We start from the raw sequence: 26,252 nt of genomic DNA, 5'->3' as shown, positions 1-26,252 counted from the left end.
GTCTGATTCATACTTAAAATTTAATAAGAACAATTAGGGTCAGATGAATTCAATTAACCTGCTAATATTGGAGATTAACAGTGTTATTAAGCGAAGATGGCCTTACTCTACTCAGAGTGAATGATGATGACCTCACTGACGAAGGCTCTTTTCATATTCCTGCCAGTATTACTTCGATTGGTCCTAAAGCGTTTTGGGGTTGTTTGAACCTTAAATCTATTCGAATTCCTAATAATGTCGTTTCGATTGGCCCCTCAGCTTTTGAAGATTGCACTAATCTTCAACAAGTTAACCTTGTTGAAGGCGTTACCTCCATTGGCATTAAAGCATTTTTGCGCTGTAAAAGCCTAGGGCAAATTGTTATTCCTGCAAGTGTTACTTCAATTGGAAGTGAGGCATTTAGGGATTGCAAAGGTTTGAAACAAATCAATCTTCCTGAAGGGATTACTTCAATAGGCGACAGCGTTTTTTTACGCTGCAAAAGTCTGCGCCAAATTAACATTCCTACAAGCGTTACTTCTATTGGAGCTTGTGCATTTTGGGTTTGCACAAAGCTGGAACAAATCAATCTTCCTGAAGGGATCACGACAATTGGTAATGGCGCATTTAGGTGCTGCACAAACCTGCAACAAGTCTATCTTCCTGAGGGGGTCAGAAAGGTAGGTTGTAGGGCATTTTGGGGCTGCCTGAGTCTACGGCAAATCAGCATTCCTGAAAGCGTTACTTCAATTGGCTCTGATGCGTTTGTTTTCTGTAACAGAACAGAAATTGTATTCATTAATAGCTTGGATGAGAATAGAAGAGCAATCATTGTTGCATCATTGCCGAAAGAACTGCGCAACAAAGTGGTAGCTTATACAGAAGAGCAAGTTACTAAAATATGGAATCAACAACTTAGGAGAGTTTTAGGAAGACCAGAAGCTAACCCACTATACCGCTTCTTTAATAATTACCACGGGAGTCCAACCCAACTATCGCCATCATTACCCAACGAAATGCTCGTTCTTATCAACGAGTTTCAAGGGGGCGATAATCCTTATTATCGTAAAGCGAAAGTTCTAATGAAGGGCGTTCCTTTACCCACACGACAAAAAGGCAAACAAGCCTACGAAAGGAAAATACAAGCCATCGCTGATGAATGTATTCAGGAATCAATTGGATTTAATAAAAAAATTAGCCGCAACAATTATTCATTTTTGTTGGATGCGCTTGCTCTCACTGCTTCTGCGGGTGGTTTAGCATTGGGGCTCATCGCTCTTATCACTGTGCTTGTGATTGGTTCCCAAACTCTTTCTGCTGCGTTACTCGTCGCTAGTGTCGGATGTGGATTGGCCGCTGCAGGAGCATTTTTTTATCGCTCTTGTGTACGCCAACAAGAAACGCCACTGGAACTTATTCCTAGAGAACAGTGCTGTCCTTAAGTAAATAAAAAAATCTTTTTATATTCAAATTGACCCTACACGAAACGCATTATTACTCTTATCAACACTGCGGGCAAACTAACGCATCCCGTGCTTCAATGTAATCTAAAATTAATTATCTAATCAATGATCAAAATTTGCTACAGTTAGGAGTAGGCGCCCCGCTTTTTAAAAGCGGGATAACTAACAAATCACTTAAATAGGCGGTATGATTTCATGGATTTTTATTTGAATTTATTTATCATCATCGCAGATCAGTTCATGTTGTTTATTATCAACATGTTAGTAGCACGCCATGTGGGCGAGGAGTTATTTGGTGATTTTACTGTGGCCACTAACGCCTTATTACTTTTGGCCACTGTCCTGACCTTTGGCATCGATTCAATTATCGCCTACTACATTCCTAAATTTTATATTCGCAGACGATATAAAGAAATCGCTCGGCTGACCCGCTCGGTCAGTGTTTTTCTTAAGCCGATTTATATTACTTTACTTATTGGAGGCCTATTTTTATGTTTTGCCATTATTGCAATAGCTTACCTGATTCAAGATGTTGACCTTTTTGAAATTAGCCATCCCTTTTTTTTATTTCTTTGGGGAGCTGTAGTTATTTCTTTATTTGCCATATTTTATGAGTTTTTCCGCGCAACAAATCATATGCGTACGGCAATCATCCTGAATTTATTGCAGACAATTTTCTATTTTATCCTCACCTTATTCATTTATTTTTATCTTTATCCAGTTGTGTTTGGCAAAAATAGGCATTACTTTCCCCATGTAATGCTTACCGGGTTTATTGTCAGTTATGTTCTTATTGTCCTGTTATCCATTGCTATTGAACGAAAAGCGATTTTGCAGCGGTTCTATCAGAAGCGCACTCCTCGTTTAATCCGAATTGAATGGAAAGAAAAAATGTATGGCTACACCATACAAAACCTGAATAAATACGTTTTTGCTACCATCCCGTTACTGGTAATTGAGTGGTTGGGACCAGAGGAAGGATCGGTTGGATTATTTTCAGCGGTTGTTTCAATCATTTCTCTCGCATATATTGCAATTAGCCCGATTGGGGTCTTGATTGCCCCTGATATCTCTTCTGCGTTCGCTCAAAATCGAGAAATTTTAAAAAAAACGATGTGTAAGTATTTGTTAATGGCTTTTGGGATTTCGCTTATTATTGCGGCGATAATCGCAGTTTGTTCGCCTTATATTTTAAATTTTTATAAGTCGAATTTCATCAAAGCGTTACCTTATACGTATTATTGTCTGATCAACATTATTACTTATGCCATTTCTATGCCGTTATCCAAAATGATCCAATATTCGAAAGAAGGGAGTAAAATTGGGGCAAAATTAACTGTTTTATTAATATTGATTCAAGTAATAGCTAGCCTAATTTTGATTCCTTGGCTAAATTTGCTTGGGGCGGTCATTTGTTTTATAGGAATTAGCCTTATCTATAATGCTGTGATGGTTATCATGGCAATACGCATTTATGAGCGAGATCCATTTGGGCATGAAGCAATTTGAAAATTAATCAACGAGCCATCGGTTAGTCCCTTAACTTCGCCTGAGGCAGGCAGATCGCTTTAACCAATTTGATAATAGTAGATAAGCCCCCCTCAGAAAACGGCCATATTTGGCACATCTAGCGAGAGAATGTAGAAAAGACTAATTCACATGCTTTATGCCATGTTTTCTTGCAACCTGCTTAAATCTTCCTGTTTGTGCCAAATCAAACCTGATCAGCTAAGTTATTACATTTGATAATCAGCTGAGAAGCACCTAAAAAGCCAATTTAAATTGCTGCCAGTATTTGTTGTATAGTTCTAGTGTTTCCTCACCAAGATCGCGTTGGAGATAAGCGTGTTTTAATGTTTCTTCTGAAGGATACACAATTGGATTGTCATTAATGGCTTTAGGTAAAAGGGCTCGTCCTTTGGCGTTAGTTATAGCTGCGCCCTCTAATAGGGCAATTTTTACGCTTGATTCCGGTTTAAACATAAAATTAATGAATTCATAGGCTTCTTTAGGATGGGGCGGATCAGTAGGAATAGCGAGGCAATCAACCCAAATAACAAACCCCTCATCCGGATAACTAAAGTTAATTTTTGGGTTTTCGGCTTGGGCTTTGAAAGCATCACCATTCCAGGCAACCCCGGCGATAGCATCTTCATCAATCATAATTGCTTGGATACTGTCGCTTGCAAACAATTTAATGTTAGGCACTAACTCCAAGAGGCGAGCATAGGCTTGCTCGATGTGTTCGGGATCTTTATCGTTTGGGTTATAGCCTAAACTCATTAAGGCAATTGAAAATGCTTCGCGTGAGTCGTCTAATAGCATAAGCTGATTACGCCAGCGTGTCTGCCATAAATCTTGCCAGGTTTTTGGAGCATCTTTTACCTGGCTTTTGTTATAAAAGATCCCTGTGGCTCCCCAAATTAAAGGAGCACTGTACTGATTTCCAGGATCATAGTCGTTATTGCTGAAACGGCTATCGATATTGGCTAGGTTCGGCAACAGTTTATGATCAAGAGGTGTCAGCATACCTTGATTGCGCATGCGCTCAACAAAATAAGCGGAGGGTAGAATAACATCATAAATACTTTTGCCGCTTGCTTTTAGTTTGGCATACATCGTTTCGTTACTATCATAAGTGGATAAATGGACTGTGATGCCTGTTTCGTTCTCGAAGTCTTGCAAAAGTTTTTTAGGGATTTCCCCGCCCCAAATGTAAACATTGACAACTCGATTAGCAAAAAGCGTGGTCGATACTAAAGCAAAAAAAAGAACTAAGATAAAACGTGTCATGGTGATTTACTCGATAAGCGATGGGAAAAAATCACCAATACCATCGATAAAGCAAGGGTGATAGTACAGAGCGCATTTAGTTCCGGAGTTACGCCTGTCCTGACCAAAGAATAAATTGTCAATGGTAAGATGTTGAAATCAGGGCCTGCTACAAAGTAACTAATGATGACATCATCAAAAGAAAGGGTAAAACAAAGTAAAAATGCACTCAATACGGCTGGCCATAGTAAAGGTAACAAGATTTTAATTAAAGCAGTAAACCGGCTAGCCCCCAAGTCCAATGCACTGAAATAAATGTTTGGATCGAGTGTGTGGATCCGGCTATTAATGGTTAGAATGACAAAAGGTATGCAAAAAGTAATATGGGCAATCAATAAACTGAAAAAACCCAAGGGAATGGAGGTGACATTAAAAAAAATTAAGAGAGCAACGCCGAGGACTAAATCCGGAATAATTATCAGTAACAACAAAATTCCGTTTAACCAGCGTTGAGATTGGTTACGAAAAAGAAAAAAATGGACACAAGTAAGTAATCCAAACGTTGTTGCAACGATTGAGGCGCTAAATCCTAAAATGACTGAGTGAAAAAAAGCCGACCATAGGCCGCGGTCATGAAATAACTCAGCATACCATTGCATTGAAAAACCATGCCATTGCAAGGAAAACTTTGCATCATTTATCGAATAAATAACGAGCACCAAAATTGGAAAATAAAGAAAGAAATAAACCAAATTTATGAATGTTTTTTGCGCCAAAGCTTTCATTGCAAGACCTCCTTGCTTTGACGACGACAGAAAAATAATACCACTAATAAAAGTACAGTAAGTAACACTGAAGTTGCAGAACCTTGCGGCCAATTTTCTAATACTAGAAACTGATCTTGAATTAAGTTTCCGAGTAAAATGGAGCGGGCTCCACCTAAGACATTTGGAATATAAAATAAAGTCATTGCGGGCAGCAACACCATTAAACAACCAGCTATAATGCCATTGGCGGTGTTAGGTAGGAATACGCGGAAAAAGATATTCAGTTTTCCAGCTCCTAAATCTTTTGCAGCTTCAATGAGTCTGAAATCAAATCGCTCCATGTTGGTAAATATAGGCAAAACCATGAAGGGGAAGAGGTTATAAATCAAGCCGGTAATGACTGCAAAGTTGGAATAAAGTAGGGAAATGGGTGCATCAATTAAATGTAATTTTAAAAGGACAGCATTGATGATGCCTTTTGATTTAAGTAAAGCTATCAAAGAATAAGTGCGTATCAATGAGCTTGTCCAAAAAGGAATAATAATAAGTAGCAACATGATGGATTTATACTTTGATTTAATTAGTAAAAAGCTAAAAGGATAAGCAAGCAAAAGGCAACAAGCCGTGGCAAATAAAGCCATAAATAGAGAGCGTAGAAAAATTTTAATAAATATGGGAGTAAGCAAAGCTGAGTAATTACCTAGCGTAAAAGGTAAATCAACCAAATGAGCGCTGTTTCTGGATAGGAAGCTTGATATCAATACCAGGCAAAGCGGTATAAAGCTAAAAATGACTAGCCAGATATAGGTAAGATAAACTGACAGTGATCTAACTTTCATTAGACACTCGCTTTAGTAAATAAATAATTTTTGATCCTCCATAGTAATCTTTACTCGAGCGGTCAGATTCTGAGCACTTAAGAAAATAAGGCTTATTGTTCATAAGGTAACAGTACTTCCCAACCAGGTAGCCATTGTACCCACACTGATTCATGAAGCGTATATTCTAGCTTATCATCGTCTTCATCAAAAAATTCGGAGGCATTTATAATTTTTCCAGAAGGCAATTCCACTTTTAAATCAACCGTTGAACCTTTATAGACAATATCAACAATTTTGCCGGGCAACATTTCACTGGTATCATCGGTTTCAGATAAATTCCATACACGAATATCCTCAGGACGAACAATTAAATGCACGGTATCACCAGGTTGGAAATTACCTGTATTTTTGCAATGAAATTTTACTGATTCGATTTCGGTGATTAAATTTTGTCCAGATATTTCATTAACCAAGATATCAAAAATATTGGTTTCACCAATGAATTTTGCTACATAGAGGTTACTTGGTGTTTCGTAAACTTCTCGAGGTGTTCCGATTTGTTCTATATGGCCATGGTTAAAAATCACGATCCGATCGGACATGGATAACGCTTCTTCCTGATCATGAGTAACAAAAATAAATGTCATATTCAAGGCTTTTTGCAATTGCTTAAGTTCGTACTGCATGTCTTTACGTAAGCGGTAATCAAGCGAACTTAATGGTTCGTCTAAAAGCAAAACTTGTGGACGATTAATCACCGCGCGAGCGATAGCAACACGTTGTTGTTGTCCACCACTTAATTTTTTAATATCACGTTGCGCGAATGATTCGAGCTGCACTAAACGCAGAGTTTCTTGCACCCGCTCATCAATGATTTTCTCTTCGACGCCCTTACATCGTAAAGCGAAAGCAACATTTTCATAAACGGATAAATGTGGAAAAAGGGCATAGCTTTGAAATACGGTATGCACATCCCGTTTTTGTGGAGGTAGGGAATTGACACATTGCCCATTGATGTAGATTTCTCCAGATGTAGGTTGTTCAAATCCTGAGATTAACCGCAATAAGGTCGTTTTTCCACAACCAGAAGGACCTAAAAGAGTCAAAAACTCACCGTTATGCACAGACAAAGAAACATTGTTGAGAATCAAAGCGGTGCCGTAGGATTTATTAACTTGCCTAATTTCAATGAGTGGACTAGTCATGTCGTGTGGGTCGCATTAAATGCGCAATTATGGTCTCTGCTGTCGCAGTTGTCCAGTCTGGGATATAAATTAGCTTAGTCAATTATAGAGAGTTTAACAATGGTTTTCGTACATTGGTTCGTCTGTCTCCAACATTTGGATCTTACCTCAATCGGCGACATAACCTACCAACTCGAAACTTGTTCAGTTGGATTTTGTAAACTGCAGACCTCTGAAATACTGCCATTGTTGCAAACCACATTACCTAGTTCGGAAACAGTCATTACACCGCCCTGCCACAAGCAGCATCCTTGAAGCTTTTGTAGATTCATTACGGCATGTCTGGTGCAATAACAAGTAGAATAGTATCCATTGTTGCATACATAGCGGCCGGCTACTGAGTCGCAATAGCTAATCCCTCCCATTGCATGGCAACACAATTGTTTGTCGCAATAAGGGATAAAAATCGGATCGCATTCGGGAGGGACTTTTGAATGACTGAATGAAGCAACAAATAAAGTAGTTGCAGTTATCAGCGAGTAGGGCAAAATTCGCATGATTTATTCCCGCATTAAGTGTACGACTAGCATACCATAGGTTATAAATTAAAAAGAAGTTATCTAGTTAAAACTCATTCAATTTCTGGAACAGCAAGATCTGACATCTCCAGCTCAACCGACTCAATTTTATGAAACCGTTGGGTTATCTTTTTCGCCGATGTATTTACCTCACTGACATCTTGATGAGCGAGGTCGATGTGTTTTGACAGCTTATCCATGCGCTTTTCAAAGCGTTGAAAATCATCGGCAAGGGCATGTAAGTGTTTTTGAATAATATGCACTTGTTTACGAGTTGCATCGTCTTTTAATACCGCTCTTGCTGTAGTTAAAACAGCCATCAAGGTGCTGGGCGAAACAAGCCAAACTTTAAGCCGTTGGGATAGTGCAATTATGTCTGGGTAATTGGCATGTATTTCAGCAAAAATAGCCTCTGCAGGAATGAACATGACTGCCCCATCTGCGGTTTCGTTAGGAATAATGTATTTTTCCGCAATATCTTTGATATGTTTTTGTAAGTCTTGGCGGAACTGCTGTTGTAATGTTTTACGTTCTGTGAGACTGGCATCAATGTTCATGAGTTTCTGATAGGTTTCAAGGGGAAATTTGGCATCGATCACAACATGGCCAGTAGGGTCTGGCAAAAAAAGAATACAATCAGCCCTTTTTTGATTACTGAGCGTATATTGCATCCGATAATGGGAACTGGGAATCATATTGGCGATAAGTGTCGATAATTGCACTTCGCCGAAAGCGCCACGTGCCCTTTTATCAACAAGAACATCTTGTAAACTTACCACATGCGTTGAAAGTTCGGTAATTTTTTTCTGTGCCTCATCAATGATGGTAAGCCTTCTAACCACATCGGTGAAAGTAGATGATGTTTTTTCAAACCCTTCGGTTAACTTATGATTCACTTGTTGGGTGAGATTGTGTAAATGATTTCGAATTTCTTCAGTTAATGATTGCAGATGTGATGTCAGAGAGCTTGCATGCTGTTTAAAGCTATGACTCATCTGTTCGCGAACATCTGCCATTTGCCCTTGGATAATCTCACTGATTAAGCGCTGATTTGCTAGGTGGCCTTGAGTAATTCTCTCATGAACATGGTGTTGACTAGCTTGGAAGGCCTGTTGCAACTCGAGATTCAATTGTGGAAGCTGTGTATTCAATGATTGCTGTGTTTTTTCGAACTGTGATTCAACCAAAATCTGCTGGCGCTTTAAGCGGCTGGTAATAAAAAATATAAGCAAGGTCTGGAGGCCAATGATTATAGCAAGGCCCTCAAGGAGAGAAATGTGAGGTAAATTGATCATTTATTAACTTAATTTGGTTATTTCAATCGGCGCATCGTACTCAAAGACTGGTTTCATTTGCCCAAAATCGGTTAAGCGGATATAGCCTAGGTAATAGGGCGCTTTATAATCCGTTTTGATATTAGAATCAAATGAAAAATGGATACGATGTTGCCCTGCAGAAAGCCAGGAGGAAGATTGGGTAGTCTGAATGGGGTATATTTTACCTTGGTTATCACTGGCAAAAAGAATTGCACTGAGCGCATAACGACTTCCAGTAGCGACTTTAATTGAAGCAGAAAAACTTAAAGATCCAGGATTGTCTATGGCTATGTCTTCTACGGCTCCAGAAGGGATAGTATAAGAAAATGCGGAATGAACCTGACGCTTTATGATGCTATCGCTTACTATCGAAGTGATAGCTGCTTCAACGTACCAATTGGCACCCTGGTTGTTTATTTCTGAGTCCAGGACAGTCCTTGCTTGAAAAATATTAGGCGCAAGTGGTGTGGCAGCTAGTGAGGTGATTTCACCATTAGGGCTAATTAGCGAGACCGTGAGTTTATCGATCGGGCAATCCAGGGCAGTATCGTTTAAGACTATCGTAGCGATGAGTTCATCCCCCCGATAATAACGTGCTTTATCGGTTTGGATGCTTAATTCAGTTGTTGAGTTTCGATCAAAAACATGAATGATAAATTGGCTGTCGTCATTCTTTTTGTCGACTGAATTACTACTGATGGTTAGTTCACCAGCACCGATTTCGGGTTTTAACTCGGCGAGCACGGAGGTATTGCCTGCAAAGGGAGTATTATTTAAGGCTTCATCTTTTGAAAACAAAGAAGATACTTCCATCAAGCTTGCGTTTATCCCGTGAACATTTTTAATCCAAAATTCGGGTTTTACCAACGTTTGATTGACAGGGCTAATGCGGATAATTGCCCCTGGGGCTTGGGTATAAATCGGAACACCAGAGCGTAGCTGCTTTAAACTCGCTTTTACTGTGTATTTGCGGCTTGTTTGTTGGTGTTTAGTAACATGAGGCAAAAGGTTACCCTTGATAGGCCAGCTCATGCTCAAAGTGTCATGTGGTAAATTATCACAGCTTAGGCATTCGTATGGCATGATTGATCGCTGTTGTGGTAAAGGGAAAGCGTGTGAATTTCCAAACCATAAAAGTGCAAATAGAATTAAAGGTAGTGATTTCATGGTGTGACTCCTTGAGCCAAGAGGTCATTGCGTAGGATTTGGTCTAAACCAAAGCAGTTATGGCGGCTTTGATTATGACTTAATGGGGTTTGGCGGATTGTTTTTTGCCAATCATAAAACCAGAGGTCGCCAGCAAGAATTTGCGAAGCACAATCTAAAAATCCATCAGAACAATTCCTTAAATAGGATTGGGTAATTTTTAGGCCCGTGTTCAGGAGAAAACCGTTACAATACGCTGCCTTGGTAAAAGGTGAAGCATCTACGTCAGAGCCAATCACCACTCGGAAGGGAACAGGGAGCGTTGGGCGCCCCAATGTACCTAACAGGATTTCCTCATTATAGAGGGCCATATCACCAACTCGTTGCTGTTTAACGGCATCATTTTGATAACCAAGCAGCCAAGCCAACGTTTCTTCAAAGCCGTTCCCATCAATGACTTCATCTGCCAGTTCAGTACCACCACTGGAAGGAGCTAAGGCAATGACCTGAGCAATATGTTTGACTAGATTAAGGTAACGTGTGTCATAGGTGGGATTTGACAAAATCCAGCGAATCACATTCCCTCCATTGGAATGGGTGTACACGATTAATTTAGTAATTTGTTTATTATTGATAAATTCGGTCAGTTGATTAACAACACATCCGCCTGCGTCTTCATGCCACATATAACGGCTGAAATCACAGTGTACAACATAGTAGTTGTTTGGATTGGGGAGCCCTTGGATGACTGAATTAAGGAACTTTTGTTTCCAATAGACTCCTTCCGCTCCTTTACTGTAATCGTGGGTACCATGAATGAAAGCCACTCCAAGATTTTCAAAAGGTTTCTCGACGGAATAAGCGAGAGACGCGCAGAAAAATAAGAATAAGCAGATCGCAAAGCGCAATAAATCCATTTTTTATTTCCTGGCTAAAAATAAGACGAGATCTATAACACAAGAGAAATTATCCGGCAAGTTGGGATTGGGTATGGGTAACATAGCAATCATCTTCTGTATTTGAATAGATGCAACACTGCAGTTCTTAGAAAATAGGATTGCGGCAAATGCTATGCTAACTCCCGGGTTGCAGGTAGAATGAAGTTCATGCAAGTTTCGGATTTACAAGGTAAAAAAATAGATGACAGAGGATGATTTAGCTAAAAAAATCGAAAGCTTACGAGAGCGTATAAGGCTATATGATTACCACTATTACGTTCGTGACGAGCCATTAGTTCCTGACAGCGAGTACGATCGCTATTTTAAAGAATTACAAACACTTGAGCAGCAAAATCCCCAATACATTTCGCCTGATTCCCCTACTCAGCGAGTGGGGATAGCCCCGTCCAGTGCATTTGAACCTGTCGAACATAAGCAACCTATGCTTTCTCTCGGAAACGTTTTTTCCGAGGACGAGTTGCATGCTTTTTTCAAGCGAGTGGCTGATCGCCTGGATGTTGATGAAGAGTCTTTGCAATTTGTTTGTGAACCAAAATTAGATGGATTAGCGGTTAATTTGAGTTATGAAAATGGCCGGTTAGCCTACGCAGCAACGCGTGGTGATGGTGCGGTCGGTGAGAATATCACAAGCAATGTTAAAACGATTCCTGCAGTCCCTTTAAAATTAATGACCAATAACCCCCCCGCTTTTATTGAAATCAGAGGTGAGGTCTATATGCCTAAAGCTGGGTTTGAGGCTTATAATGACAATGCACGGACCAAGGGAGAAAAAACATTTGCTAATCCCCGTAATGCCGCAGCAGGCAGTGTTCGCCAGCTTAATCCAGCCATTACTGCTTCTAGGCCTTTAGCCATTTATTGCTACGGTATTGGTGCGTGCGAAGGTTTTGAAGTCCCTGACAGCCACATGGGACAATTAGAGTTTTTGCGGCAATTGGGGTTTCGCGTCTCTTCCGAAATCAGGCGTGCTCAAGGTTTTGCTGGTTGCCTGGCTTATTATCAAGAAATGCTAAGACGACGATCGCTACTACCTTATGAAATAGATGGCGTTGTTTACAAATTGGATAACATTGCACTACAACAGCGTTTAGGCTATGTTGCCCGTGCTCCACGTTTCGCTTGTGCTCATAAATTTCCTGCTAGTGAAGAAATGACTGAGTTATGTGCTGTTGATTTCCAAGTAGGGCGGACAGGCGCGTTAACACCTGTTGCACGTTTGAAACCTGTCAGTGTTGCTGGAGTAACCGTGAGTAATGCAACGCTTCACAATATGGATGAAATAATCCGAAAGGATATTCGCATTGGTGATACTGTGATTGTGCGCCGTGCAGGAGATGTTATTCCCGAAGTTGTTTCTGTGGTCATGGAGAAGCGCCCTGCTCATACTGAAGCAATCCATCTCCCCACTCATTGTCCCGTTTGTGGAGCTGATGTCATAAGAGAAGAAGGGGAGGCTGTTGCCCGTTGCACAGGTGGTTTGTTTTGTAGTGCCCAACTTAAACGTTCGCTATGGCATTTTGCGTCTCGGAGAGCCATGTCTATTGACGGCTTAGGTGAAGTGATCATTGAGCAATTAGTCGATCAAGGGATCGTCCGCGATATCTCTGATCTTTATAAGCTTGATCTAACTACCTTAGCTAATCTACCGCGTATGGGAAAAAAATCGGCTGAAAATCTTCTCAACGCAATCGAAAAATCAAAGAAAACAACGTTTGCCCGCTTCCTCTACGCTTTAGGGATTCGTGAAGTTGGTGAAGTCAGTGCTCGCGCATTAGCACTTGAGTTTGGTGATGTTGACGCATTAAAAAAAGTTTCCGCTGAGCGATTCATGGAAATAAGAGATATTGGCCCAATTGGCGCATACCATGTCGTTCACTTTTTTGCACAGAAACATAACGTTGAAGTCATTGACAAGCTTTTAGCACAAGGTATCCACTGGCCTTATGAAAAACGTGTACAACTTAACGAGCATCACCCTTTTTATTCTAAAGTGATGGTACTTACTGGTACTTTAGCTAGTATGGGGCGCGAAGAAGCGAAAGCACGTCTGCTTGCAGTTGGGGCAAAAGTCACTGGCAGTGTTTCTGTTAAAACGGATTATGTCGTGGCTGGAAGTGAGGCAGGGTCTAAATTGGACAAGGCGCAAGAATTAGGTGTTAACGTATTGAATGAAGAAGAATTTCTTAGGCTTCTATGACCTCTATGAAACAATGGATTGTATCGATTTTATCACTATGGAGCTTTTTGCCAGTTCATGCGGGTAATTGGGTGCTTAATAATCCGTATCCCGAAAGTGAGGCAAATCAAAAGATCTACTACTCTTCTTTTAATGAACAGCCTAAAACTTTAGATCCAGCCCGCTCGTATTCAAGCAATGAATACCAGTTCACGATGCAGATTTATGAACCGCTTCTGCATTATGATTATCTCTCTCGGCCATACAAAGTCGTGCCACTTATTGCTACTGAAATGCCAGAAGTTCGTTACACCGATAAGTTTAATCATACCCTTTTTAATGCTACAAATGCTGATGTAGCTTATACCATCTACACCATCCACATCAAACCAGGTATCTTTTTTCAACCTCATCCGGCTTTAGCAAAAGATAAAAAGGGTAATTATCGTTATTTAAATTTGCCCACGAATTATTTAGACGAACACGATATAAATAAATTATCTGATTTTCACTACACGGGCACACGCGAATTAACTGCCGATGATTACCTATACGAAATTAAACGCTTGGCGAATCCAGCAGTGAACTCGGCAATCTATGGTTTAATGAGTGAGCATATTGTTGGGTTTCGCGAATACGCAAGTATCTTACCTTCCCAATCAAGCGGATTTATTGACTTAAGAAAATACCCGATGGCTGGTTTGCAGAAATTGGATAATTATACATTTGAAATCACGCTGAAAGGGCAATATCCGCAATTTATGTTCTGGCTCGCTATGCCTTTTTTTGCCCCTATTCCTTGGGAAGCAGATCGGTTTTATTCACAAGCAGGAATGCATGAAAAGAATCTCACTTTTGAGTGGTACCCTATAGGAACGGGACCATTCATGCTCAGTGAGAATAACCCAAATCGACGGATGGTTTTGGATAAAAACCCCAATTTTCACAAAGACTATTTTCCTAACAAAGGTTCTCTCGAAGATCAAAGAAAAGGCTACTTATTGCATGCAGGGGAGAAATTGCCGCTTATCGATCGGGCTATCTATACCCTTGAGAAAGAATCCATTCCGCGGTGGAATAAATTTTTACAGGGATACTACGATTTATCGGGCATTAGTGCTGATAGTTTCGATCAAGCGATTCAGATTAGCCGTTCAGGAGTACCTCGCTTAAGCCAAGCGATGATTGATAAAAAAATGACACTAACCCAAACAACGGATCCAACTCTTTTCTACTTAGGGTTTAATATGCTGGACCCAGTCGTTGGCGGCAATACGGAGCGAGCCAGAAAATTGCGTTTGGCGATTTCAATCGCTGTTAATTTTGATGAAAATATTGCCATATTTTTAAATGGACGAGGAAAATCGGCTCAAGGCCCGATTCCTCCAGGAATTTTTGGTTATAGGGAAGGGGCGGCAGGTATAAATCCTTTTGTTTATTATTGGGACGGCAGAAAAGCTAGAAGAAAATCAATTAAGGATGCGAAGAAACTGATGCGAGAAGCAGGTTATCCAGGAGGACGCGATCCCAAAACAGGCAATCCATTGATTCTAAACTATGATGTCCCCATCACAGGTAACCCCGATGAAAAAGCACAATTGGATTGGATGAGGAAGCAATTTGCCCGTATCGGGATTGATCTCAATCTTCGTGCGACCCAATATAATCGCTTTCAAGATAAGATGCGTACCGGTAATGCGCAAATTTTCAGTTGGGGATGGAATGCTGATTATCCTGATCCTGAAAATTTCTTATTTCTGTTTTACAGTACAAATGGCAAAGTAAAGTACGGTGGGGAAAACGCCGCAAACTATAAGAATCCCCGCTTTGATCGCTTATTTGATCAAATGAAAAATCGCAATAATGATCCCACACGCCAGCAACTTATTGATCAAATGGTCGAGATTCTTAGGCATGATGCGCCATGGATTTGGGGAATTAATTCGCAAACGCTAATTCTGACGCAGCAATGGGTTTCTCCTACAAAACCCAATACGATCAGCACTAGTGCCTTAAAATACATTGCAATTGATGTCGCTAAGCGCAACGAATTACGACGACTTTGGAATCAGCCTGTATTGTGGCCCATAGGTATGTTGTTTTTATTTTTCCTGCTCTCTTTACTGCCTTTGCTTGTCGCTTATCATAGAAAAGAGAAGCAGTGTGCATTGAGAGAGAAACAATGATTTATTATTTATTGCGGCGTATTCTTTACGCACTCCCCATTTTATTTGGGATTAATGTAATCACCTTTGCTTTATTTTTTATGATTAATTCACCTGATGACATGGCTCGAATGCAATTAGGACAGAAATATGTCAAACCTGCTGCCATTATGCAATGGAAAGCCCAGCGTGGTTACGATTTACCGCTTTTCTATAATGGTGAAAAATCAGGTGTGCAAAAGTTTACCCAGACTCTTTTTTTTCAAAAGTCATTACGTTTATTTGTTTTTGATTTTGGTATTTCCGATGGGGGGAGAGATATTGGTTATGATATCTCGCATCGCATGTGGCCCAGTTTAGCGATTGCCGTTCCTATCCTTATTTTCGGTATGTTAGCTGATATTGTATTTGCAATGTTGATGGCATTTTTCCGCACTTCATATCTTGATCTAACTGGGGTTGTTTTTTGTATCGTCTTAATGTCTATTTCTAGCCTTTTTTATATTATTGGCGGGCAGTATCTTTTCGGGAAAATTTTACGCCTAGTCCCTATCTCTGGTTATGATGGAGGGATTGAGGCGGTTAAATTTGTGGTTTTGCCAGTTTTGGTAGCGGTTTTGGCCGGGCTAGGCGCTGGTTCGCGTTGGTACCGTACTTTATTCCTAGAGGAGTTAAACAAAGATTATGTCAAAACGGCGCGTGCTAAGGGATTATCTGAAGTTAAAATATTGTTTCATCATGTTTTAAAAAATGCCATGTTGCCAATTTTGACTGGAGTAGTGGTGTTAATCCCTTCTTTATTTATGGGAAGTTTAGTCTTGGAGTCTTTTTTTGGCGTTCCAGGTTTAGGTAATTACATCATCGATGCTATTGGGCAACAGGATTTTGCTATCGTCCGATCAATGGTATTTTTAGGCTCGGTTCTTTATATCTTGGGTCTGATCTTAACCGATATTTCCTATACCTTAGTGGATCCCAGGGTGAGGTTTAATTAGCCATGGAACTATTATGGACCGATCAATGTTTTCTGGCAGTGTTGCTGATAAGTCTTACTATTAGTTTAATTAGCTTGAGGAAAAGGCATGTCAGGCGGGCATTTCAGCGTATTTTTCATCGACCTTTGGCAGTAAGTGCAGGGATTGTGTTATTTTTTTTTCTGGCAATTGGCATTATGGATTCCATTCATTTAACTTCGATGGTAATTGATGAAAATGTTGAACTATCCGCTATCCAAAATAATTCGATTTTAGACCGAATATTAACTCCATTGGGTAGCACTTATGAAAAAACGTACTCTGCTCCTCTCGCTTTAAATTTGTATAGCTCCGAAACAGTTCTAGTTAATGGAACTGCCCAGCAAGTTTATCCGCGGTTAAAGTACCCTGCTACGATAAAAAACGAGGCAATCAAACATCAATTTATTCAACATAATGTGTTTCTGGCCTTCTTACTCAGCTTATTTGTTGTAGGAATACTGTGGTCCGCTATTGTTATCGTGAAATGGTTAATGACTCAAAAAATGGAATTCGCGGTTACCACAAGTGGTTTGAGTGCACTAATTACCTTGTTTATCTGTCTATTTGTCATTTTTGCTAGTTACTGGATATCCAGGGATTTGCATCTTTTAGGTACGGGAAAAATAGGACAAGATATTTTTTATTACACTGTTAAAAGCATCCGGACAGGTCTTATTATTGGTATTTTGACGACGTTGTTTATGTTACCATTAGCTTTGCTCTTAGGGATTTCAGCAGGATATTTTGGTGGTTGGATAGACGATATTATTCAATACATTTACATCACGTTGAGTTCCATTCCAGGTGTCCTATTGATTACTGCTTCAGTCTTATCCATGCAAACTTATATTGCCAATCACCCGCAGCAGTTTTCAACATTAAGCAAAAGTGCGGACGCACGTTTGCTTGCGTTGTGTTTAATCTTAGGAGTAACCAGTTGGACAAGCCTATGCCGTTTATTGCGTGCCGAAACTTTGAAATTAAGGGAGATTGATTACGTTTTAGCAGCACGTGCTTTAGGCAGTAGTTCGTTGACAATCCTACGCAAGCATCTTCTTCCCAATGTGATGCACATTATTCTGATAACACTTGTTTTGGACTTTAGTTTTTTAGTTCTCGCCGAGGCTGTTTTATCCTATGTAGGAGTAGGTGTCTCGCCGATGACCATCAGTTGGGGTAATATGATCAACGGCGCCCGGCTTGAATTAGCAAGGGATCCGATTGTTTGGTGGCCTATGCTTTCTGCTTTTGCCTGCATGTTTATTTTGGTGCTGGCATCCAATCTTTTTGCAGATGCGGTGCGGGACGCTTTTGATCCCCACCAGAGTACGGGGTGATAGATTTTATGAATTATGTTGGCGGAAAAGATAAAAAAACTTTTGGGTTGTATTACATCAAGCTGGGAATTTTGCTTTTTTATGCGCTCTGGTTTTTAATCGCATGTGTAACAAATGTGATCAATCTACTGAATGCTTTAGACATCATTAATGCTTGGAAATTTAATTCCGGTAATTTACTTGCTTTGAAAAATTTAATTTTTAAGTTTGATGCTTCCTATCTCTTGTTGGGGTTATTGTTTATTTCGGGGGTTTTTGTACAAGCTTTCTCATCGATGTTGTTTTTTTTAGCTTCTTTTGCGTTTTGGAGAGAAAGAAACAAATGGAAATTAATTAATCTTGCTTTTGCTATCAGCATGATGTTGTGGGCAGCCTTTGTTATTATTGAAGAAATTTTTATTGACTATTCTTACGAACCCACGCATTTAAGGTTATTGGCTTTGGAGCTTGTTTCCCTCCTTGCATTTCATTTATTGGCTGATGAAACGAAAAAATAATAAAGGGGTAGTTGAGGCTGATTAGACCCAACCACCATTGAGCACTCAATTTACCGGATACAATCGATCGTCATAGAAACTGCTTCAATACATCCATTTGATATGAGTTAGGTAAGACCCGGAGGTTATAATTGCCCCAACCATGTCCTGTAGACCAGATAGTCCATCCTACAAAGCCATAGCCTTTATCTTTTGCGGCATTGTCTTGTAAGTATTGCATGAAATGAGTCAACGGGGCACGACAGCTATCACTACTCCTGCCTGCACCGAATTCAGTGACTATGGCTTGCAATTGATTGGTAGTTAAATAATCTCCGAATGCATTTAAATTAAACCCATTAGAACCCGTGGTTGTTAAGTCTTGCAGGCAAGTATCATGGGTTCCACTGTAATCTGAATCCAGATATTGATGGACATTAATCACCACCTTAGATAAATCGGTAATCCCTGCCTTCGCAAAATTGTCTCGGGTAAATAAGGTCGCATTGGTATAAGGCGTGCCATCCGAACCTGTCCACTGGTAAGTAGTCCAAGAATGCAGGCCAGTCCAGTTGTTACCTTCAACAAGAATATAGCCTCTATAATTCTGCTCTCTAAGCATTTTGATTAAAGCGGCTTGTATTGTGAAAACTTTATCGTCCGGTACATCGACGGGTTCATTCATCAGATCAAGCATAAGATAATTTTTATCGATTTTACTATCTTTTAGCATTCGTTCAGCAAGTTGTCCCCAAATTGACTTATAGGCTGCTTCATCCGTGATTAAAGTTCCATCAGGGCAATGTGCCGTAAAAGCAGGATTACAACCAGAGATTTGCTCACCAAATTTGGAGTACCGCATGTAAGCATGCAAATCAACTATCGTATTAACCTTCGCTTGAGTGAGCGAACGCAGCAGCGGGGCGATATAATTTTCGTAATATTCTTCATTAAGTACGCCGATGCCAGGTCCATCCAATTGAAGAAATCCCCAGCTTATCGGAACACGGACGGTGTTGATTCCTGCTTTGATAAATTCCTCAGTATCTTTAAAATCCGAATTAGTGGTGCTGGAGTCAGTTAGGGAAAGATTTGGAATAACGGTAGGGTCAATGACTTTGCCAAATTCCATACCCGACAAATTAATACCGGCAAAGGGCCAATTAGACCCAGGCTTGGCTTGGGTTAAATTGGGATTATCGGCGATGGGTGTGTATTCAATAGAGCCAGTAACATTGCCTGAAGCATCGATGGCCGGATTTTTTAAAGCAATGTGTACCCCTTCAGGTGGCTTGTATTCATTGATTGAATTATTGCCGTTATTGCTAATGAGAAAGCCGATATAGCCAAGATAAGTGTTGTCTCCGGTGCAGCCATCAAAGCGGATAGCTCCACCTGCATAGCCTTGGTTACCAGATGCTTGATTCGCATCACCAGTCATACCAGGTGCAAGTCTTAAAGTCACTGTACCATCTGATCTTTGAATGCAAATATACGGTTTAATCGATCCGTGAGGACCTACGCCAGTAATGTTATTCGTTATCGTAGCCGAAAAAACAAGCGCAGGAATAAAAGAAATCATTGCTATTAATTTATTCATACAATCCTCATTAATGAGTTTTTTTTAAATCAAATGTATAATATCAGTTCATTTTATGTTAAAAACCTGTCTTTTTTAACAGGTTTTGGGAAAAAGATGTTTGAAATTTGTCATCGTATGCCATTGGCTTCATCTTTGAACGGATTGAATTTGATGTTGGTGAATTATTTCGTTCAGCATGGGATAGGAAGTTTTGCGATTACTTACTATAGCCAGCACACCAAAACCGGATCAAAGCTGATCTATGAGTGGGCAAGTCCCGATTTGCGTCCCTGGCATCAACATTATCTTGATGAACATTATGCTGAGGGTGATTTTCTAGTTTTGGTTTTGCACCAGCGAATTAATGAAACGGGTCTGTTGGAATGGGAGCAAAAGCAATATCAGTGGATAGCTATTACTCAGTGTTATTTTCATTATCTCAGAAAATTTCTTTTGGACGGAGCTATAAAAAGCGTGAGATTAACACGCCGTGAGCAGCAATGTTTAATGCTAACCGCACGAGGAGTAAGAGTGGATAGTATCTCAACCACTTTAGGTATTTCCCAAAGGACGGTAAATTTTCATCTACAGAATGCGAATAAAAAATTGGGTGTTAACAATAAGTATTTAGCGATCATGCGGTGGAAGGGGATAGCGCCTGCCTCTGTCTGAGTAGGTTGCTTCGGATTGACAAGTTAAGTCTTAGCTCTTGCCCTAATAAGCTGACTTCGGTAGAGTTCATTCATCCAATTTTAGGAATAGCTAAGTTATGCTGCCGCGTTTTGTTCATTTACGTGTACATACCGAATTCTCAATGGTTGATGGCTTGATCCGTGTTAAGCCGTTAATGAAAGCCATTGTTGAAAAAGGAATGAATGCCGTAGCAGTAACTGATTTTTGTAATCTGTTTGCTGCGGTTAAGGTGTTTAAAGCTGCGTTAGATGTTGGAGTAAAGCCTATCTTAGGATGTGATTTACCCTGTCATGATCCTGAATATCCAGAACAACTCACAACACTGGTTCTCCTTTGCCAAAATGAAACAGGCTATCGTAATTTAACATGCTTAGTCTCTAAAGCTTATCAGGAGGGTCAGTACCAAGGTCAGCCGAGAGTGCATCATGACTGGATAAGGCAACATGCAGAAGGACTGATTGCCTTATCGGGTGGTAGGACAGGTGCTATTGGCAAAGCCTTACTCGCTGATAATGAAACTGAGGCGTATAGCCTGGCCAAGTCTTTTGCACAATTGTTTTTTGATCGTTTTTACTTGGAAATCCAACGGACTGGGCGTGCCGATGAGACGGCATATAATGAAAAAATCGTTCGCCTGGCAGAAGAGTTAAAATTGCCTTTAGTTGCAACGAACGATGTGCGATTCATTCACAAAGAGGATTTCGAAGCGCATGAGGCACGGGTCTGTATTCATGAAGGTTTTACCCTGGCCGATCCTCGCCGTAGCCAACAATATAGTGCTGCCCAATATTTGCGCTCTGCCGAAGAAATGGTTGAATTATTTAAAGATTTACCTCAGGCAATTAAAAACACAGTCGAAATCAGTAAGCGTTGCACTGTAAAACTTGATTTAGGAAATAATTACCTGCCTAATTTTCCTATCCCGGATGGATCCACCGTCGAGGTGTATCTCTCGAGTTTATCTAAAAAAGGATTAGAGGAGCGGCTTCTGCAAATTTTTCGCGGGGAACCTCCAGAAGTGATACAAGCCTCGCGTGTTGCTTATGATAAGCGATTGCAAGTCGAGTTAGATGTAATCAACTCCATGGGTTTTCCTGGCTATTTTCTAATTGTGGCGGATTTTATTCAATGGGCTAAGCAAAATGGTGTTCCAGTCGGCCCGGGACGAGGATCAGGAGCGGGTTCGTTAGTGGCTTATGCATTGAAAATTACTGATCTTGATCCTTTGCAATATGAGCTGTTGTTTGAGCGCTTCTTAAATCCTGAACGGGTGTCGATGCCTGATTTTGACATCGATTTTTGCATGGAGGGGCGCGACAGGGTAATTGAGTACGTGGCTGAGAAGTATGGTCGGCAAAGCGTCTCGCAAATTATTACTTTTGGTACTATGGCAGCCAAAGCAGTTGTCCGTGATGTAGGTCGAGTTCTCAGTCATCCCTATGGTTTTGTGGATAAACTGGCCAAATTAATTCCTTTTGAAATTGGTATGACACTGAAGAAAGCACTCGAAGATGAACCGGAGTTGCAACGTCGTTATCAAGATGAAGAAGAAGTTAAGGAATTGTTCGATCTAGCGCTAAAACTCGAAGGGATTACCCGAAACGCGGGAAAACATGCTGGTGGGGTGGTAATTGCTCCATCAAAATTAACCGATTTTACTGCGATTTATTGCGAACAGGGTTCATCGCAAATTGTAAGTCAATTTGATAAAGACGATGTGGAAGCAGTAGGTTTAGTCAAATTTGATTTCCTAGGTTTACGAACACTGACCATTATTGATTGGGCGCTCGCTATTGTGAATAAACAACGCAAAGAGCAAGGTGGGGAGCCCATTGATATTTCAGTGATTCCCACTGATGACGAACAAACATTCACTCTCTTAAAGGCATGTCAAACAACGGCGGTATTCCAGCTGGAATCGCGTGGCATGAAGGAATTAATTCACCGGTTACAGCCCGATTGTTTTGAGGATATTATCGCGCTGGTTGCGCTCTTCAGGCCAGGGCCTCTTCAATCGGGGATGGTCGATGATTTTATTGATAGGAAGCATGGACGTGCAAAAGTTGAATACCCTCATCCTGATTTGGAGCCCATATTAAAACCCACCTACGGAGTAATTTTATATCAAGAGCAAGTCATGCAAATTGCCCAGGTGCTGGCAAATTATACGTTGGGTGCTGCGGACTTGCTGCGTCGCGCCATGGGTAAGAAAAAGCCTGAGGAAATGGCAAAGCAAAGAGCTATTTTTACCGAAGGTGCAAAAGCGCGCGGGGTCGATGAACAAACCGCGACTTATATTTTTGATTTAATGGAAAAATTTGCGGGTTATGGTTTTAACAAGTCTCATTCTGCTGCCTATGCACTCGTTGCTTACCAGACTGCTTGGTTAAAAGCACATTTTCCTGCTGCCTTTATGGCTGCGGTAATGTCTTCGGATATGGATAACACGGATAAAGTAGTCACATTCATAGATGAATGTGAGCAAATGAAACTTAAAGTTTTGCCTCCTTCAATCAACAATTCTTTTTACCAATTTACCGTGAAAGATGAACACACAATATTGTACGGACTTGGTGCAATCAAAGGAGTAGGTGAATCTGCCATCAGTTGCATTGTGGAGGAGCGTAAAGCAAACGGTTCATATATAGGTTTATTTAGTTTATGTCAGCGCCTGGATCTGCGAAAGGTTAACCGGCGGGTGCTCGAAGCGCTCATAAAGAGTGGTGCTCTGGATGATTGGGGAGTAGAGCGGTCTATCCTGTTTGCTTCTTTGGAAAAAGCACTAAAAGTTGCTGATAAAACCCATCAAAATCAATTAAGTGGCCAAACTGATTTATTTTCCTTACTGGAAGATACCACGAATCAAGAAGATTATCTTGACTGTAAACCCTGGCCTGAGATGCAACGCTTAGAGGGTGAAAAGGAAACGCTCGGACTTTATTTAACTGGGCATCCAGCAGCCTATTATTGTCAAGAGTTTAAGGCTTTTATTCAGCCTATAGGGCGATTAAACCCCTCTGTCATGAAAAAAGCAGTAGTTTGTGGGTTAGTGACGGCTATCCGACGAATCATGACAAAACGCGGTAAAAAACTAACAATCATTAGTCTTGAAGACTCCACCGCAAAACTTGATATCGTTGTGTTTTCGGAGACCTATGAAGCTCAACAGACTCAAGTGCAAACGGGCCAGATGCTTGTTGTTGAAGGAGAAATTGCAGCGGATGACTATAGTGGCGGCGTTAAAATGACTGCCAACCAACTGTATTCAATCGGTGAGGCCCGTACTCGTTTCGCAAAATGTTTGACACTTAGCTTAACACAGGAGCATATCGCTATTATTCCTACGCTGCAGTCTATTTTAAAAGCAAATAAAGGCGGATGTGTTGTGCAAATCAATTACTCCAACTCAGCAGCAAGGGCCACCCTAAGCTTGGCTCCTCAATGGTCTGTTTCACCGAGTGATGAATTACTCTTACGCCTTATGGATATAGTAGGCCAAGCGAAAGTTGCTTTGAGTTATTAGATGATGTCCAAAGTTTTATGCAGGTGCCCGAACTCGAGCATAGATTAATTGAGCTATTTAAGCCTTTAGAGCCCCCTCGCTTTGCTGGGGAGAATACGTTAACATGTCATTTAAGTAGTTAAGGGATTGTTATAATGGCTTTTTTAGGACGAACAGTTGGGTTTTTTGCATTAACACTGTTGATGATATGTAGCGTTTACGCAGCTAACCGCAGCAACAATTTTTATCGTAATTTTTGGCTGCCGACCTATCACGGTGTGCGTTTAAATTACTGCACAGTGGACGGTAAGCTGTGCGGATTGCCAGTGGCCACGCGTTATTGCCAAATGATGGGATATCTACGGGCAGATCAGCAGATCATTGATTATAACGTTGGCCTCACAAATTTTATTTCCAGTCCATTGAGTTGTAAGGGTTGGCGGTGTAATGGCTTCAAAACAATTCGTTGTATTGCTAATTTAGCTCATATCCCTCCGAAACCCTACCATTATCGATTTAGGCAATTTGTATACCCACGTTTTGAGCAGTTTCGTGTCGCTTGGTGTTACGATGGGCGAAGAAACTGTGGACGTCGAGCAGCTTTTTCATTTTGTCGACGCATGGGCTACTTACGCGCTTCACGATATGCCATACAGCGAAACATACCCGCTACTAAGACTCTTGGGAATCAAAAACTGTGTTTTGGGCACCAATGTAACGCATTCGAATACATCACATGCTACCGTTAGCAAGGTTTTGGTGTATAGATTGATGACGCTTGGATAAAAAAACGTCATGGATTTGACAGAATATTAGTTAGTAACCAATACTCAACATTAGACGATATACGGACAGGGATCAGCTATGAGCAGCAATGAAACAATTATAATCATTGATGACAATGAAGAACGTTGCCGCAAGCTTAATACAATTTTGAATTTCATTGGCGAAACGTGTTATCTCGCAAATTATAGCAATTGGCGCTCTCTCCCTTATAGCAAAACACACATAGTTGTAGCCGGAGCGCAAGAATCTTTCAGTGATTCCCTCGGATTTCTAGAGGAATTGACAAATATTGCTCCTAATTTGTCAGTGATATTGGTTGATTCGCCTTTACCAGAAAGCCATTACAAAATAAAAAATGTATTAGCAAACCTTCATTTTCCCTTCACTTATTCGCAAATGCTTGAAGCACTGCACAAATGTCAAATTGCCCAAGAGGCCGTCGAAGTAAATGGTAAGAAAAGAACACCTTTATTCCGCAGTTTAGTCGGTAGTAGTGAATCCATACGTCAAGTCCGCAAATTGATAGCGCAGGTTGCTGACACTGAAGCAAGTGTTTTAATACTGGGTGAATCAGGCACGGGTAAAGAAGTGGTTGCACGCAATATCCATGCGCTTTCGTCTCGTGCAAATAAGCCATTCATTCCGATTAATTGCGGTGCTATTCCTGGTGAGTTATTAGAAAGTGAATTATTTGGTCATGAGAAAGGCGCTTTTACAGGTGCTATCACTTCCAGGCAAGGACGTTTCGAATTGGCTAATGGAGGGACTTTATTTCTTGATGAAATTGGTGACATGCCTCTTGCTATGCAAGTGAAGCTATTGCGTGTATTGCAAGAGCGTTGTTTTGAACGAGTTGGCTCGAATAAAAGCGTCGAAGTGAATGTAAGAATTATCGCTGCAACGCATCGTAATCTGGAAGTGGCAATAAAGGATGGTAAATTCCGTGAAGATCTTTTTTACCGTTTGAATGTTTTTCCTATCGATATGCCGCCCCTACGAGAAAGACGTGAAGATTTACCTTTGTTAATTAATGAGTTGGTTTCGAGAATTGAAGGGGAAAATAGACCCAGCGTCCGCCTTATGCCAGGAGCATTAGAGGTCTTAAGTCACTATGAATGGCCAGGTAATGTACGAGAGCTTGCTAACCTTGTCGAACGTTTATCGATTTTATTTCCTAACGGAATCGTAGATAAAGAGGAATTACCTAGGCGGTTCAGATCAGACAAAGCTCTGACTCGTCGAACAGGGGGCAGCGAGCGAGAAACCTTGCTGGAGGTGGTTGGACAAGAACAAGGGAATGAAGGAGATGGCATTGATCTCAAGGAACATTTGGTGAAGACTGAACTGGCTTTGATCAACCAAGCTTTAGATGAGTCTGATTGGGTTGTTGCTCATGCAGCAAGTTATTTGAATATGCGGCGCACAACGTTGGTTGAAAAAATGCGGAAATATGGTTTAACTCGTCCCGAGAGAGCATGAGAGTAAGTGGCAATGGGTTAGTCAGGTAAGTACGATTACCTGACTTCCTTGATGT

At 40.7% G+C, this 26,252-nt stretch carries 20 protein-coding genes; 11 read left to right on the top strand and 9 right to left on the bottom strand.

The genetic code is table 11. The features are described 5' to 3' along the window. The first annotated feature begins 80 nt into the window (after positions 1 to 80). Both LMI_RS14920 and LMI_RS09590 read left to right on the top strand, forming a co-directional pair. Positions 81 to 1,421: a leucine-rich repeat domain-containing protein gene (locus tag LMI_RS14920; protein WP_052679519.1), complete on the top strand. Its 1,341-nt coding sequence runs from the start codon at positions 81 to 83 to the stop codon at positions 1,419 to 1,421. A gap of 216 nt (positions 1,422 to 1,637) precedes the next feature. Then, positions 1,638 to 2,951 (top strand): oligosaccharide flippase family protein, encoded by a 1,314-nt coding sequence (locus LMI_RS09590; protein WP_045099605.1) that lies wholly within the window; start codon positions 1,638 to 1,640, stop codon positions 2,949 to 2,951. A gap of 255 nt (positions 2,952 to 3,206) precedes the next feature. Here LMI_RS09590 and LMI_RS09585 read toward each other — a convergent pair whose 3' ends face one another. The 8 genes from LMI_RS09585 to LMI_RS09550 all read right to left on the bottom strand — a co-directional run bounded on the left by LMI_RS09585 (position 3,207) and on the right by LMI_RS09550 (position 10,943). Beyond that, positions 3,207 to 4,235, bottom strand: coding sequence for an ABC transporter substrate-binding protein (locus tag LMI_RS09585; RefSeq protein ID WP_045099604.1), 1,029 nt, complete (start codon positions 4,233 to 4,235; stop codon positions 3,207 to 3,209). Further along, positions 4,232 to 4,999 carry an ABC transporter permease subunit gene (locus LMI_RS09580; RefSeq protein WP_045099603.1) on the bottom strand — a complete coding sequence of 256 codons (768 nt, stop codon included), beginning with the start codon at positions 4,997 to 4,999 and terminating at the stop codon, positions 4,232 to 4,234. Before LMI_RS09580 ends, LMI_RS09585 begins: the two co-directional genes overlap by 4 nt. Beyond that, a complete protein-coding gene (locus LMI_RS09575) occupies positions 4,996 to 5,820 on the bottom strand; it encodes an ABC transporter permease (RefSeq protein WP_045099602.1) in 825 nt (274 codons plus the stop codon). Before LMI_RS09575 ends, LMI_RS09580 begins: the two co-directional genes overlap by 4 nt. 92 nt (positions 5,821 to 5,912) lie before the next feature. Further along, positions 5,913 to 7,007, bottom strand: a complete 1,095-nt coding sequence (gene potA / locus LMI_RS09570) for a spermidine/putrescine ABC transporter ATP-binding protein PotA (RefSeq protein WP_045099601.1) — start codon at positions 7,005 to 7,007, stop codon at positions 5,913 to 5,915. Positions 7,008 to 7,171: 164 nt separating this feature from the next. Then, the gene (locus tag LMI_RS09565) at positions 7,172 to 7,543 is read right to left on the bottom strand and encodes a hypothetical protein (protein ID WP_052679518.1); all 372 of its coding nucleotides are present in this window, start codon (positions 7,541 to 7,543) and stop codon (positions 7,172 to 7,174) included. A gap of 74 nt (positions 7,544 to 7,617) precedes the next feature. Further along, positions 7,618 to 8,859 (bottom strand): DNA recombination protein RmuC, encoded by a 1,242-nt coding sequence (locus LMI_RS09560; RefSeq protein WP_045099600.1) that lies wholly within the window; start codon positions 8,857 to 8,859, stop codon positions 7,618 to 7,620. Positions 8,860 to 8,862: 3 nt separating this feature from the next. Further along, positions 8,863 to 10,047 carry a DUF4785 domain-containing protein gene (locus LMI_RS09555; protein ID WP_045099599.1) on the bottom strand — a complete coding sequence of 395 codons (1,185 nt, stop codon included), beginning with the start codon at positions 10,045 to 10,047 and terminating at the stop codon, positions 8,863 to 8,865. Further along, the gene (locus LMI_RS09550; RefSeq protein WP_045099598.1) at positions 10,044 to 10,943 is read right to left on the bottom strand and encodes a hypothetical protein; all 900 of its coding nucleotides are present in this window, start codon (positions 10,941 to 10,943) and stop codon (positions 10,044 to 10,046) included. The genes LMI_RS09555 and LMI_RS09550 overlap by 4 nt, the downstream gene beginning before the upstream one ends. Before the next feature lie 223 nt (positions 10,944 to 11,166). On the opposite strand from LMI_RS09550, the gene ligA reads away from it, so the two are divergent. Genes ligA through LMI_RS09525 form a run of 5 tightly spaced genes read left to right on the top strand, consistent with a single transcriptional unit; the run spans position 11,167 to position 18,176 of the window. Then, positions 11,167 to 13,182: an NAD-dependent DNA ligase LigA gene (ligA, locus tag LMI_RS09545; RefSeq protein ID WP_045099597.1), complete on the top strand. Its 2,016-nt coding sequence runs from the start codon at positions 11,167 to 11,169 to the stop codon at positions 13,180 to 13,182. Then, positions 13,179 to 15,347 carry an ABC transporter substrate-binding protein gene (locus LMI_RS09540; RefSeq protein ID WP_045099596.1) on the top strand — a complete coding sequence of 723 codons (2,169 nt, stop codon included), beginning with the start codon at positions 13,179 to 13,181 and terminating at the stop codon, positions 15,345 to 15,347. The genes ligA and LMI_RS09540 overlap by 4 nt, the downstream gene beginning before the upstream one ends. Then, positions 15,344 to 16,321 carry an ABC transporter permease gene (locus tag LMI_RS09535; RefSeq protein WP_045099595.1) on the top strand — a complete coding sequence of 326 codons (978 nt, stop codon included), beginning with the start codon at positions 15,344 to 15,346 and terminating at the stop codon, positions 16,319 to 16,321. The genes LMI_RS09540 and LMI_RS09535 overlap by 4 nt, the downstream gene beginning before the upstream one ends. 2 nt (positions 16,322 to 16,323) lie before the next feature. Next, complete coding sequence (locus LMI_RS09530; protein ID WP_045099594.1) at positions 16,324 to 17,679, top strand: ABC transporter permease; 1,356 nt, start codon at positions 16,324 to 16,326, stop codon at positions 17,677 to 17,679. A gap of 8 nt (positions 17,680 to 17,687) precedes the next feature. After that, complete coding sequence (locus LMI_RS09525; protein WP_058393241.1) at positions 17,688 to 18,176, top strand: hypothetical protein; 489 nt, start codon at positions 17,688 to 17,690, stop codon at positions 18,174 to 18,176. Positions 18,177 to 18,246: 70 nt separating this feature from the next. On the opposite strand, the gene LMI_RS09520 is transcribed toward LMI_RS09525, so the two are convergent. Further along, positions 18,247 to 19,755 carry a glycoside hydrolase family 5 protein gene (locus tag LMI_RS09520; protein ID WP_045099592.1) on the bottom strand — a complete coding sequence of 503 codons (1,509 nt, stop codon included), beginning with the start codon at positions 19,753 to 19,755 and terminating at the stop codon, positions 18,247 to 18,249. Positions 19,756 to 19,851: 96 nt separating this feature from the next. Here LMI_RS09520 and LMI_RS09515 point away from each other — a divergent pair, with 96 nt between their 5' ends. The 4 genes from LMI_RS09515 to LMI_RS09500 all read left to right on the top strand — a co-directional run bounded on the left by LMI_RS09515 (position 19,852) and on the right by LMI_RS09500 (position 26,197). After that, positions 19,852 to 20,409, top strand: coding sequence for a helix-turn-helix transcriptional regulator (locus tag LMI_RS09515; protein WP_045100688.1), 558 nt, complete (start codon positions 19,852 to 19,854; stop codon positions 20,407 to 20,409). Between the two features lie 97 nt (positions 20,410 to 20,506). Beyond that, complete coding sequence (gene dnaE, locus LMI_RS09510; RefSeq protein WP_045099591.1) at positions 20,507 to 23,953, top strand: DNA polymerase III subunit alpha; 3,447 nt, start codon at positions 20,507 to 20,509, stop codon at positions 23,951 to 23,953. Positions 23,954 to 24,087: 134 nt separating this feature from the next. After that, on the top strand, positions 24,088 to 24,681 hold the full coding sequence (locus LMI_RS09505; protein WP_052679516.1) for a hypothetical protein: 594 nt from the start codon (positions 24,088 to 24,090) through the stop codon (positions 24,679 to 24,681). A gap of 115 nt (positions 24,682 to 24,796) precedes the next feature. Then, positions 24,797 to 26,197, top strand: a complete 1,401-nt coding sequence (locus LMI_RS09500; protein WP_045099590.1) for a sigma-54 dependent transcriptional regulator — start codon at positions 24,797 to 24,799, stop codon at positions 26,195 to 26,197. The last annotated feature ends 55 nt before the right edge of the window (positions 26,198 to 26,252 follow it).

The sequence above is a fragment of the Legionella micdadei genome, assembly GCF_000953635.1.
GTDB lineage: Bacteria > Pseudomonadota > Gammaproteobacteria > Legionellales > Legionellaceae > Tatlockia > Tatlockia micdadei.
This window is presented reverse-complemented; position numbering and strand designations above follow the sequence as displayed.

Coding starts and splice junctions, on each gene's coding strand:
- LMI_RS09505 (WP_052679516.1), top strand. CDS start 24,088: ATGGCTTTTTTAGGACGAACAGTTGGGTTTTTTGCATTAACACTGTTG.
- LMI_RS09520 (WP_045099592.1), bottom strand. CDS start 19,755: ATGAATAAATTAATAGCAATGATTTCTTTTATTCCTGCGCTTGTTTTT.
- LMI_RS09540 (WP_045099596.1), top strand. CDS start 13,179: ATGACCTCTATGAAACAATGGATTGTATCGATTTTATCACTATGGAGC.
- LMI_RS09550 (WP_045099598.1), bottom strand. CDS start 10,943: ATGGATTTATTGCGCTTTGCGATCTGCTTATTCTTATTTTTCTGCGCG.
- ligA (WP_045099597.1), top strand. CDS start 11,167: ATGACAGAGGATGATTTAGCTAAAAAAATCGAAAGCTTACGAGAGCGT.
- LMI_RS09525 (WP_058393241.1), top strand. CDS start 17,688: ATGAATTATGTTGGCGGAAAAGATAAAAAAACTTTTGGGTTGTATTAC.
- dnaE (WP_045099591.1), top strand. CDS start 20,507: ATGCTGCCGCGTTTTGTTCATTTACGTGTACATACCGAATTCTCAATG.
- LMI_RS09515 (WP_045100688.1), top strand. CDS start 19,852: ATGTTTGAAATTTGTCATCGTATGCCATTGGCTTCATCTTTGAACGGA.
- LMI_RS09535 (WP_045099595.1), top strand. CDS start 15,344: ATGATTTATTATTTATTGCGGCGTATTCTTTACGCACTCCCCATTTTA.
- LMI_RS09575 (WP_045099602.1), bottom strand. CDS start 5,820: ATGAAAGTTAGATCACTGTCAGTTTATCTTACCTATATCTGGCTAGTC.
- LMI_RS09580 (WP_045099603.1), bottom strand. CDS start 4,999: ATGAAAGCTTTGGCGCAAAAAACATTCATAAATTTGGTTTATTTCTTT.
- LMI_RS09585 (WP_045099604.1), bottom strand. CDS start 4,235: ATGACACGTTTTATCTTAGTTCTTTTTTTTGCTTTAGTATCGACCACG.
- LMI_RS09530 (WP_045099594.1), top strand. CDS start 16,324: ATGGAACTATTATGGACCGATCAATGTTTTCTGGCAGTGTTGCTGATA.
- LMI_RS09500 (WP_045099590.1), top strand. CDS start 24,797: ATGAGCAGCAATGAAACAATTATAATCATTGATGACAATGAAGAACGT.
- LMI_RS09565 (WP_052679518.1), bottom strand. CDS start 7,543: ATGCGAATTTTGCCCTACTCGCTGATAACTGCAACTACTTTATTTGTT.
- LMI_RS09560 (WP_045099600.1), bottom strand. CDS start 8,859: ATGATCAATTTACCTCACATTTCTCTCCTTGAGGGCCTTGCTATAATC.
- potA (WP_045099601.1), bottom strand. CDS start 7,007: ATGACTAGTCCACTCATTGAAATTAGGCAAGTTAATAAATCCTACGGC.
- LMI_RS09590 (WP_045099605.1), top strand. CDS start 1,638: ATGGATTTTTATTTGAATTTATTTATCATCATCGCAGATCAGTTCATG.
- LMI_RS09555 (WP_045099599.1), bottom strand. CDS start 10,047: ATGAAATCACTACCTTTAATTCTATTTGCACTTTTATGGTTTGGAAAT.